Annotated in this window: 9 protein-coding genes; 5 read left to right on the forward strand and 4 right to left on the reverse strand. The window is 69.2% G+C overall.

All coding sequences use genetic code 11. The features are described from left to right. The first annotated feature begins 6 nt into the window (after positions 1-6). Positions 7-1,542 (forward strand): FadD3 family acyl-CoA ligase, encoded by a 1,536-nt coding sequence (locus OG801_RS14060; protein ID WP_406036168.1) that lies wholly within the window; start codon positions 7-9, stop codon positions 1,540-1,542. 70 nt (positions 1,543-1,612) lie between these two features. Further along, complete coding sequence (locus OG801_RS14065; protein WP_406036169.1) at positions 1,613-4,435, forward strand: FG-GAP-like repeat-containing protein; 2,823 nt, start codon at positions 1,613-1,615, stop codon at positions 4,433-4,435. A 51-nt stretch (positions 4,436-4,486) separates the two neighbouring features. Here OG801_RS14065 and OG801_RS14070 read toward each other — a convergent pair whose 3' ends face one another. After that, positions 4,487-6,079 carry a cation:proton antiporter gene (locus tag OG801_RS14070; protein WP_406036170.1) on the reverse strand — a complete coding sequence of 531 codons (1,593 nt, stop codon included), beginning with the start codon at positions 6,077-6,079 and terminating at the stop codon, positions 4,487-4,489. A gap of 82 nt (positions 6,080-6,161) precedes the next feature. Between OG801_RS14070 and OG801_RS14075 the strand changes: the two genes are divergently transcribed. Next, a complete protein-coding gene (locus OG801_RS14075; RefSeq protein WP_355022159.1) occupies positions 6,162-6,422 on the forward strand; it encodes a hypothetical protein in 261 nt (86 codons plus the stop codon). Then, the gene (locus tag OG801_RS14080) at positions 6,419-6,670 is read left to right on the forward strand and encodes a type II toxin-antitoxin system RelE/ParE family toxin (protein ID WP_406036171.1); all 252 of its coding nucleotides are present in this window, start codon (positions 6,419-6,421) and stop codon (positions 6,668-6,670) included. Before OG801_RS14075 ends, OG801_RS14080 begins: the two co-directional genes overlap by 4 nt. A 107-nt stretch (positions 6,671-6,777) precedes the next feature. Here OG801_RS14080 and OG801_RS14085 read toward each other — a convergent pair whose 3' ends face one another. The 3 genes from OG801_RS14085 to OG801_RS14095 all read right to left on the reverse strand — a co-directional run bounded on the left by OG801_RS14085 (position 6,778) and on the right by OG801_RS14095 (position 9,741). Next, positions 6,778-7,995: an acetyl-CoA C-acetyltransferase gene (locus OG801_RS14085; RefSeq protein WP_406036172.1), complete on the reverse strand. Its 1,218-nt coding sequence runs from the start codon at positions 7,993-7,995 to the stop codon at positions 6,778-6,780. A gap of 9 nt (positions 7,996-8,004) precedes the next feature. Then, positions 8,005-8,772, reverse strand: coding sequence for an SDR family oxidoreductase (locus tag OG801_RS14090; protein ID WP_355021850.1), 768 nt, complete (start codon positions 8,770-8,772; stop codon positions 8,005-8,007). Positions 8,773-8,853: 81 nt separating this feature from the next. Continuing rightward, positions 8,854-9,741, reverse strand: coding sequence for a hypothetical protein (locus OG801_RS14095; RefSeq protein WP_406036173.1), 888 nt, complete (start codon positions 9,739-9,741; stop codon positions 8,854-8,856). A 212-nt stretch (positions 9,742-9,953) separates the two neighbouring features. Between OG801_RS14095 and OG801_RS14100 the strand changes: the two genes are divergently transcribed. Further along, on the forward strand, positions 9,954-10,646 hold the full coding sequence (locus OG801_RS14100) for a nitroreductase (RefSeq protein WP_355021848.1): 693 nt from the start codon (positions 9,954-9,956) through the stop codon (positions 10,644-10,646). The last annotated feature ends 84 nt before the right edge of the window (positions 10,647-10,730 follow it).

Genomic DNA, 10,730 nt, shown 5'->3' on the forward strand with positions numbered 1-10,730 from the left:
GCGAGGGTGACCCCGCGCACGATCCCCGCCCTGATCGAGAAGGCCAAGCAGACCTACGCCGACCACCCGGCGATCGTCGACGGCCCCACGACACTCACCTACGCCGAGCTCGCCGAGGCAGCGGACAGAGCCGCGCGCGCCTTCCTCGCCAGCGGCGTACGCAGCGGCGACCGGGTCGCGATCTGGGCGCCCAACCGCTGGGAGTTCCCGGTCGCGGTTCTCGGTGCGCAGACGATCGGAGCGGCCGTGGTGCCGCTCAACACCCGCTACCGGGGCCATGAGGCGCGCGAGATCCTGGATCGCTCCCGCGCCACCGCCCTGGTCACCGTCAACGGCTTCCTCGGCACCGACTACGTCCAGATGCTCCACGACGCCGGCCCGCTCCCGGAGCACCTGCTCACCATCGTCGACCTCGCGAGTGACTGGGACGACTTCCTCGCCAGAGGCGAGGACACGACCGACCAGCAGCTCGAGGACGCGAAAGCGTCGGTCACCCCCGACACCCTCGCCGACCTGTTGTTCACCTCCGGCACCACCGGGAGGCCGAAGGGCGTGATGAGCGCCCAGCGGCAGACGCTCGGCGTCGCCGACGTCTGGGCGCGCGGCGCCGAGCTCACCACGCGGGACCGCTACGCCATCGTCAACCCGTTCTTCCACGGCTTCGGCTACAAGGCGGGCTTCATCGCGGCGTTCACCTCGGGCGCGACGGTCTACCCGATCGCGACCTACGACCCGACGCAGGCGCTGCAGCTGATCCAGGACGCGCGGATCACGGTCCTCCCCGGCGCTCCCACGATCTTCACCACGCTCATCAACCACCCCGACCTGAAGGCGTACGACCTCTCCTCGCTGCGCTTCGCGATCGCCGGCGCCGCGAGCGTCCCGGAGAGCCTCTTCGCCGACATGCGCGACATCCTCGGGATCGACGAGGTCAAGGGTGCGTACGGCCTGACCGAGTGCATGGTCGCCACCACCACCCGTCCCGGCGAGGATCCGGAGCACGTGGCCAAGGTGGTCGGGCCGGCGGTCGAGGGTCTGGAGATCCGCACGGTCACCGCGGCCGGCGACGACGCGGAGCCGGGCGAGGACGGCGAGGTCTGGATCCGCGGCGACAACGTCATGCTCGGCTACTTCGAGAACCCCGAGGCGACCGCCGAGGCGATCGACGAGGACGGCTGGCTCCACACCGGCGATGTCGGCTTCCTCGACGAGCACGGCTGCCTGAAGATCACCGACCGGATCAAGGACATGTTCACCGTCGGTGGCTTCAACGTCTATCCGGCCGAGGTCGAGAACACCCTCGCCGGCCACCCTGGGATCGTCGAGGCCGCGGTCATCGGCGTCCCCGACGCCCGCCTCGGTCAGGTGGGCAAGGCCTTCGTCGTCGTGAGCGACGACCTGAGCGCCGACTCGATCGCGACCTGGCTCAAGGACCGCCTCGCCAACTACAAGCAGCCGAGGGCGTACGTCCTGGTCGACAGCCTTCCGCGCAACGCCAGCGGCAAGGTCCTGAAGACGGATCTGCGCGACAACTCGATATAGGTGAGACACCCCACCCCGCGGGGGTATAGGTTTCCTCAGCCCGTTCTTTACTTCCCCCACGGAGGCTTCGATGCCCCGACGCGCCAAGATCGCGTCCATCTCCGGCACCACCCTCATTCTCGGCGCGGCCGCAGTGGCGATCCCCCTGACGCTGAACTCCGCCACCGCCGAACCGACCACGTCCGGCCCGCTGGCCGCATTCGAGGCCGCGAACAGGGAGCCGTCCACCCTCCCCGCCGGTTCGGTGAAGTCTCACGTCGAGGAGGTCGCACTGACCACCTCGACCGGCAAGGCGACCGAGCACGCGACGAAGGTCGACAAGCCCCGCACCAACGTCATCAAGAGCGAACCACAGGACGTCACCGGCTTCGGTGTCGTCGGCGTGACCTGGTCCGGTGAGATCGCCGACGACGTACGCCCCGAGATCCGCACCCTGAAGGACGACGTGTGGTCGTCGTGGAACCCGATGGTGGTCGATGTCGAGGACCACGGTCCGGACGCGGGCACCGCCGAGGCGAAGGGTGTCCGCCCAGGCACCGACGAGTTCCTGGCCGGGCATGTCGACCAGGTGCAGACCCGGATCATCATCCCTGACGCTGCTGAGATCCCCGGCGACCTCGAGCTCGCGGTGATCGAGCCGGGCAAGCCCGAGGACACGGTCTCCGAGCTTCCCGACATCGAGACCGACAAGGACAAGCCGCGGGCGACCAACGTCCACAAGGGCAGCAAGGACTCCGACCTCAACCTGGTCGCGTCCACCTACACCTCGAGCCCGACGATCTACAGCCGTGCGCAGTGGGGCGCCGACGAGACGATCCGCGAGCAGACGGCCCCGAGCTACCGCGCGATCCACGGCGGTTTCGTCCACCACACCGCGGGCACCAACGCCTACACCGAGACGGACGTGCCCAGCATCATCCGGGGCATCTACGAGTTCCACGTGACCACCCGCGGCTACCGCGACGTCGGCTACAACTTCTTCGTCGACAAGTTCGGCCGCATCTGGGAGGGCCGCCACGGCGGCGTCGCGCTGCCGGTCGAGGGCGCCCACACCAGCGGCTACAACTACGACAGCTTCGGCGCTTCGGCGCTCGGCTGCTTCGACACGGTCGCGGCCGGCTGCCCCGACGACACCGGCTCGACGCAGAACCAGCCCACGGACGCGATGATCCAGGCGTACGGCTCTCTCTACGCCTGGAAGCTCTCGCTCCACGGCGTCACCGCCAACGCCACCAACGTGGCGCTGACCAAGACCGACGGCACCAAGACGGTCTTCCCGCACGCGATCAATGGCCACCGCGACGCGGGCACCACCGTCTGCCCGGGCGCGAACCTCCAAGCCAAGCTCCCCGCCATCCGTACGCTCGCCGCCAGCCTCCAGAAGAGCTGGAGCGGCCGCGACCTGGAGTCCCACATCGCCGGCACGAGCCACTCCGACTTCGTGGCACGACGGGCATCCGACGGCCGGATCTTCACGCTGCGCACGGGCGGGTTCGCCGGGTTCAACTCGACCAAGACGTCCACGACGGTCGGCAGCACCGTGCGCGAGGCCGTCGTCACCCCGGACATCACCGGCGACGGCAAGGCCGACCTGGTCCAGGTCCGCACCGACGGCTCGGCCGGCATCCGCAAGGGCCGCGGCGACGGCACCTTCGCGGCGGTCTTCAAGAACCTCGGCAAGAGCACGTTCTACGGGGTCTCCAAGATCACCGCGACCGGCAACATCGGCGGCACCTCGGCCAACGACCTGGTCGGCAAGAACGCGAAGGGCTACCTGGTCCGCTACACCGGCAACGGCGCCGGCGGGTTCACCCGGACGGGCACGACGCGCTCGCTGAGCGGCTTCGACAAGCTCGCCGCGACCGGCGACGTCAACAAGGACCGCAAGCGCGACCTGATCGGCCGCAAGTCCGGGGCGCTCTACTACTTCAAGGGGTCCGGCAGCGGTACGTTCGGCTCGCCGATCAAGCTCGCGACCCAGAGCCCGTCCTGGTCCTCGCTGGCCCAGATCAGCGGCTACGGCGACTTCACCGGCGACGGCCGCGGCGACCTGATCGGCCGCGACTCGTCCAACCGCGGCTGGATCTACCCGGCCTCGGGCTCGGGCTTCGGCAAGCCGTTGGGGCCGTACGCGGACATCAACCGCACCATCGTCGGCGCGGTCAACCTCGTCGGCAACAGCCTCCCGGACCTGGTGATGAAGTCCGGCTCGACGCTCTACGTCAAGCCGAACAGCGGTCGGGTCAGCCTGGCCGCGCCGGTCGACAGCGGCATCACCCTGACGAGCGCCACCGCACTGATGAACGCCGGTGACTGGAACCGCGACGGCAAGGGCGACTTCCTGGCGAAGATGTCCGACGGTTCCGTCCGCCTCTACCGGGGCTACGGCACCGGCAAGTTCACCAGCCCCGTCACGATCGCGACCGGCCTCGGCACGGTCAGCGTCATCGACGCGGTCGGCGACGTCACCGGCGACGGCTATCCGGACCTGATGGGCCGCACCTCCGGCGGCACGATCAAGCTGTGGCCGGGCAAGGGCTCGACCAAGGTCGGCGCCTCGATCACCATGAAGTCCTCGGCCTCGGGCACCCGCCTGGTCGGCGTCGGGCGCTGGAACAGCGGCAACACCCCCGACGTGCTCTTCGTCAACGGCACCAGCACCGTCGTCCACGAGAGCAACGGACCCGGCGGCCTGGTCTCCACGCAGACCCTGTCGATCAACCTGTCCGGCTATGACGCGGTACTCGGCGTGCGCGATCTGCGGGCCGGCTCGGGCGGCGACCTGATCGTGCGGTCGGGCAGCTACATCTATGCGCTGGAGCGCAACAGCACCGGCACCGGCGTGACCCGCACCTACCTGGGTGCACTGTCGGGCTACAACCTGCTGGGCTGACCCGAGTTGTGAAGCTGAGAGTGACCTATGGGTCACTCTCAGCTTCACAACTCACGCAGAGAGACGGCGCTCCTGGTTGACCCGGAGTGCCTTCTCGGCGAGGTCGGAGCCGGCGGAGGCGTACAGGTTCAGGACGGCGTGGGCGCCGCGCTTCTTGAGCTCGTCGCGCTCCTCGGGGCGCAGGGCGATGGCGGCCACGGTGCCCGTGAAGCCGAGCTTCTGGAGCAGGTCCATGGCGAGCAGGTTGTCGCCGTGGAAGGGCATGGTGAGGACGACCAGCTCCATGCCGGTGCCCTTCTTGACCCGCTCCCAGAAGTCCTGGTCGGTGGCGTCGGCCTCGACCACGTCGAAGCCCTCCTGCTTGAGCGAGTCGGCCCGCAGCGAGTCGTGCTCGACAGCCAGGACCTGGTAGCCCTGGGCGTCGCGCAGCTCCTCGTAGGTCGTACGCCCCACCCGGCCCATCCCGACCACCAGCGCCTTGGCGTCACCGAGGTTGATCGGCCGGTCCGCCTCCTGGAGCCGCTCGGGCCTCCGCTCCGGAAGCCGGCGGTTGAGCAGGTTGATGAGCTTCGCGGCGTACACGTTGAAGACCGCGGCAACCAGGAACGAGAGTGAGGTCGCGACCGCGAGCACGGTCTGCCACTGGGCCGACGCCAGCCCGGTCGCGGAGGCGATGACGATCACGATCAGCCCGAACTCGGAGTAGTTGGTCAGCGTGAACGAGGCGAGCGTCGCGGTGCGGTAGCGCAGCCCCATGAACGCGAAGATCACGACGTACGCAACGGCCTGGAGCGGCAGCAGGATCTGGAGCACGCTGGCCAGCGCCAGGTCCTCGAGCGAGGGCACCCCGGTCAGCCCGATGCTCAGGAAGAACGCGATGAGCAGGAGCTCCTTGGTGCTGAACAGCAGCTTGGCCAGCGCCGGCGCCTTGGCATGCGACCCGAGGAGTACGCCGACCACCAGCGCCCCGAGGTCGCCCTTGAGCCCCACTGCCTCGAAGAGCCAGTAGCCCGGCACGAGCGCGATCGCCAGGCCGAAGAGCGCGGTCAGCTCGGCGGAGGTGATCCGGTCCCAGATCCGGTGGGCGAGCCAGGCACCCGGGAGAAGCAGCACCAGCGCGAACACCCACGGGGAGGGCCAGTGGCCCTTGGAGATGGTCAGGAACACCACCGCGACGATGTCCTGCATGACCAGCACGCCGATCGCGATCCGGCCGTAGAGGGTGTTGTTGTCGTGGCGCTCCTCGAGCACCTTGATCGCGAAGACGGTCGAGGAGAAGGAGAGCACGAAGGCGATCAACGCCATCTCGCCCAGGTCGGCGTCGGCGAGGAGCGCGAACCCGAGCGGCGCGATGCCGGCCAGCAGGCCGACCCCGATGATGACGCTGAAGCCGAGGTGGGCGAAGGTGCTCAGCCAGACGTCGGGCCGGAGCAGCGATCTCACGTCGAGCTTGAGGCCGATGCCGAACAGGAGCAGCGTGACGCCGAGATCGGCCAGCGTGTGCAGCCCCGCCATCTCACCGACGCCGGCGGCGTGCAGCCCGAACCCGGCGGCCAGGAAGCCGACCAGCGGCGGGAGTTTGAGGAACATCGCGACCAGCCCCGCTCCGAGTGCGACGAGCAGATAGAGCGCGGTCAGCGTCATATTGGACTTCCCCCAGGGTGAAACTCGACGATCCGACACGCGTACGATACCGCGTGATACCACTTCGGGTTACAGTGGGTCCATGGCTATGACTCTGCGACTCAGCGAGGCCGACGACCGGCTGCTGACCGACCGTGCCAGGACGGAGAACCGGTCGAAGCAGGAGGTCGCCCGCGAGGCCATCCGCGCCTACCTCAACGATCACGAGCGGCGCATCGAGGATCTCGAGGACGATCTCGCCCTCGCGCGCTACTCCCTGCGCCGCGAGCTCGGCGAGGTCAGCTACACCCCGCACGCCGAGGCCCGCCGCGCCCTCGGTCTCGACCGCCACGCCGGCGAGTGACCTATCAGGTCGTCTGGGCCGACGAGGCGTTGCAGTCGGCCGAGGCGTACGTCGACGACGACCCCATCGGCCTGATCCAGGTCTTCGACACCGTCGACACCCTGACCGAGACCCCGCGCGACATCGGCGCCTACGCCTGGGGGAAGGACCGCTACCGCCTCCGCGTCGGCCGCTACCGCATCGTCTACGTGGTCGAGGAGCGCCGCATCACCGTCGCCGTCATCCACCTGGGTCGCCGCAGCGTCTGATCCCCTGCTGGTCGACGGCCAAGCGGCTGTGTAACACGTCGTTCGTAGGACTACTCGCCCTATCTGATAGGGCGAGTAGTCCTACGAACGACGTGTTACACGCCTGCTCAGCCCAGCCGCTCGATGACCAGCGCCATGCCTTGGCCGCCGGCGGCACACATGGTCTCGAGGCCGTAGCGGCCGCCGGTCTCCTGCAGGCCGTGGAGAAGCGTGGTCGTGAGGCGGGCCCCGGTGGAGCCGAAGGGGTGGCCGAGGGCGATCGCGCCGCCGTTGACGTTGACCCGCTCGGGGTCGAGGCCGATCTGGGCGATGCTGGGCAGCACCTGGGCGGCGAAGGCCTCGTTCATCTCCACCAGGTCGATGTCGTCGGGAGTGAGCCCCGCGCGAGCGAGCGCCTGGCGGGAGGCCTCGACCGGCCCGAGGCCCATGATCTCCGGCGAGAGCCCGGAGACTCCGGTCGACACGATCCGGGCCAGGGGTGTGATGCCGAGCTCAGCGGCACGTACGTCGCTCATGATCACCAGCGCGGCCGCGCCGTCGTTCAGCGGACAGCAGTTGCCGGCGGTGATGGTGCCGTTCTCGCGGAAGACCGGCTTGAGGCCGGCGACCTTCTCGAGCGTGACCCCGGCTCGCGGGCCGTCGTCGGTGGCGACGACCTCACCGGACGGCAGCGTCACCGGGGTGATGTCCCGCTCCCAGAAGCCTCGGACGGCGGCGGCCTCGGCGCGGTTCTGGGAACGTACGCCCCACTCGTCCTGCGCCTCGCGCGTGATGCCGTACATCTCCGCGACGTTCTCGGCGGTCTCGCCCATCGCGAGGTGGTAGTCGGGCAGGTCGCCGGACTCGCGAGGGTCGGTCCAGGCCTCGCCCGCGGCCACCCGCGCGGCACCGCGCTCGCCCGCCTTGAGGAACTCCTCGGCCTTGGTGTCCGGCATCCCGTCGGCCTTGCCGCGCTCGTAGCGGGACACGCACTCCACCCCGGCGGAGACGAACGCGTCCCCCTCCCCCGCGCGGATCGCATGGAAGGCCATCCGGGTGGTCTGCAGCGACGACGCGCAGTAGCGGTGGACGGTGGTGCCGGGCACGGCGTCCAGACCCAGCCGTACGCCGACGACCCGTCCGATGTTGTAGCCCTGCTCCCCCGCGGGCTGGGCACAGCCCATCATCAGGTCGTCGATCTGCGTCGGGTCCAGCTCCGGAACCGACGAGACGGCGCTGCGTACGATCTGCTCGGCCAGCTCGTCGGGACGCAGGTCCTTGAGCGATCCCTTGAAGGCGCGGCCGATGGGTGAGCGGGCGGCGGAGACGATGACGGCTTCAGGCATGGGGGCTCCTCAGGAGTTGGGGGTGTGCTGGAGGAAGGCGGGCCACTCGCCGCCGCCGTCGACGGCGAGGACGGCGCCGGTGATGTGCGCGGCGAGCGGGGAGGCGAGCAGAAGGCAGGCGTCACCGACCTCCTCGGGCGTCGCGAAGACGCCGCGCGGGATGGTCGCGGCCACCGCGGCCCGTTGCTCCGGGCTGCCGTAGTGGTCCTCGGACCCCGGCGTGGCGACGAGCCCGCAGGAGACTGCGTTGACGCGTACGTCCGGAGCCCACTCGACCGCGAGCGACCCGGTCAGGCTCTCGACGGCCGCCTTCGCGGCCCCGTAGACCGCGGTCCCGGGACTGGGCCGCCGTGCCGAGATCGAGCTGATGTTGATGATGGATCCGCGTGAGGCCGTCAACGCCTCGTACGCCGCCTGGCTGACGTAGGCGGTGGCCAGGAAGTTGAGCGCCGAGATCTTCTCGTGGAACCGCGGCGACGCGGTCGCGAAGTCGGCGTAGGGCGCGCCGCCGGCGTTGTTGACGACCACGTCGAGCCGCCCGAGCCGCGAGGTGATCGCGGCGATCCACGCCGCGACCTGCTCCGGGTCCCGCACGTCGACCTGCGAGAACACCGGCTTGCGCCCGTCCACGACGGGCAGATCATCGGGAGTCGAGCGGCCACATATCTCGACCTCCGCTCCCGCCGCCAGGAACCGCGCGACGATCCCGGCGCCCACTCCGCGCGCGCCACCGGTCACCGCGACCACCTTGCCGCTGAAGTCGATCTCGACTGCCATGTGCGGCAGTCTAGAACGCCTACCAAGCAAATGCTAGGTTGATGATCGCGGTGACCGGATCAGAGGGTCAGACGCAGCGCCTCACACGCAGTGCACGGTCACCCAGTAGGTGTGGTCCCCACTCATGTGCTTCTTGACCTGGACCGGAACGGTGACCGAGCCGTTCGCGTCGGGCGTGAACGTCTGCCCGGCGTAGTGCACGTCGTCGAGCTCGCAGCCGACCTGGTCGGTCACGGTGATCTTGTGCAGACCCGCCTCAGCCGCCTCGACGTGCGCCTCGTGGAACGCGAGGACCGCCGGGTTGTACTCGGAGTACTTCACGTTGTGCGCACCCAGGGTGTCGGTCCACTCGGCAGCCAGACCATCGATGAACGGTCCACCGTCGCGTGAGAACCGGGTGTCGATCTCGACGATCGCCCGTGCCTTGACCTTGAAGTTGTCGGTCTTGCTGTCGGACGGGACGAAACCGTGCCGGTTGCCCGGAGCGGTGGAGTCGAGCGCGTCGTACGGCGTCAGCCAGACCTTGTACTCGCCACCGTTGTTCGGGGTGTCGAGGTAGGGGAACAGCTGCACGGTGATCCCGCCGTCCTCCGCGTCGGTGCCGGTCGCGTGAGCGCACGCACCGCTCGGCGCGACGCTGACGAAGCGGCCGCTGGCGTCGACCTCGACCCGGCGGCATCCGACGGGATCGGTGGAGAGCAGCGTCTTGCCGGAGGGATCGGTCACCTGGAAGGCATAGATCCCGGCAGGCAGGCCGGCCGCGTCATCGGGCGCGTTGATGCCGGGACCGCCGTTGAGATAGACGTCCTGCTTGGCGGCATAGTGGTTGAGGTTGACGGGCGCGCCGGTTACGTCGGTGGTGAAGATCGCGCCGGAGAGCTGCAGCAACGGTGCAGACGAGGCCGGCATCGACCAGAGCGCCGCCGCGGCCACCCCCGCCGCGACCGCACAGACGAGCTTTCGGATCATGGGTTTCCCCCTCGGATAGGTCGGATCTCGAGTCTTCGTCGCACCCCGATAAAGGCCTCCGTCCGATCCCCGGGTATCACCCGAACCGGGTAGCCCCCGGATTGTGTGATGGGCCACCTCGGCACCGCCCCAGGAATACCGGAGAGTCCCTCCGTCTTGGGTCAGGAGTGGATCGAGGCCGTCGGCCTCGGCAGACCTGAGAGGAACTTCTTGTGACCACGACCGCCGTCGACACCTTCACGGACGTGATCCGCTCGCGCCGCTCCGCGCGAGCCTTCCTGCCCGACCCGGTGCCCGCCGACGACATCCGCGGTGTGCTCGAGGACGCCCAGCGCGCCCCGTCGCACAGCAACACCCAGCCGTGGGAGGTCCACGTCTTCTCCGGTGAGGCCCGCGAGCGCCTCAGCGAGGCGATGCTCAAGGCGTTCGAGGCCGGCCAGATGAGTCCCGACTTCACCACGACGTACGGTGACGACGACAGCGTCCACGTCCAGCGGTCGCAGCAGACCGGGGCCGTCCTCTACGGCGCCCTGGGCATCGCCCGCGAGGACGTCGACGGCCGCACCAAGGCCGTCGCCGAGAACCTCCGCTTCTACGGTGCGCCCCACGTGGCCCTGCTCTTCGTTCCGGAGCTCGGCGATGTCGTACGCGCTGCCAACGACGTCGGCATGTACGCCCAGAACTTCCTGCTCTCCCTCACCGCCCGCGGCTACCACGGCGTACCCCAGGGCATGCACGGCCTCTTCGCCGACACCGTCCGCGCCCACCTCGGCCTGCCCGCCGACCGCAAGCTGCTCTACGGCATCTCGTTCGGCACCGCCGACCCCGACGCCGCGGTGAACCGCCTCGACGTCGGCCGCGCCGCGCTCGACGAGCACATCGTGCTGCACGACACCTCGCTCTGAGCCGCCGCGACGAGCTGTAACACGTCGTTCGTAGGACTTCTCGCCCTATTGGGGCGACCGGATAGTCCTACGAACGACGTGTTA

The organism is Nocardioides sp. NBC_00163 (assembly GCF_045206295.1).
GTDB lineage: Bacteria > Actinomycetota > Actinomycetes > Propionibacteriales > Nocardioidaceae > Nocardioides.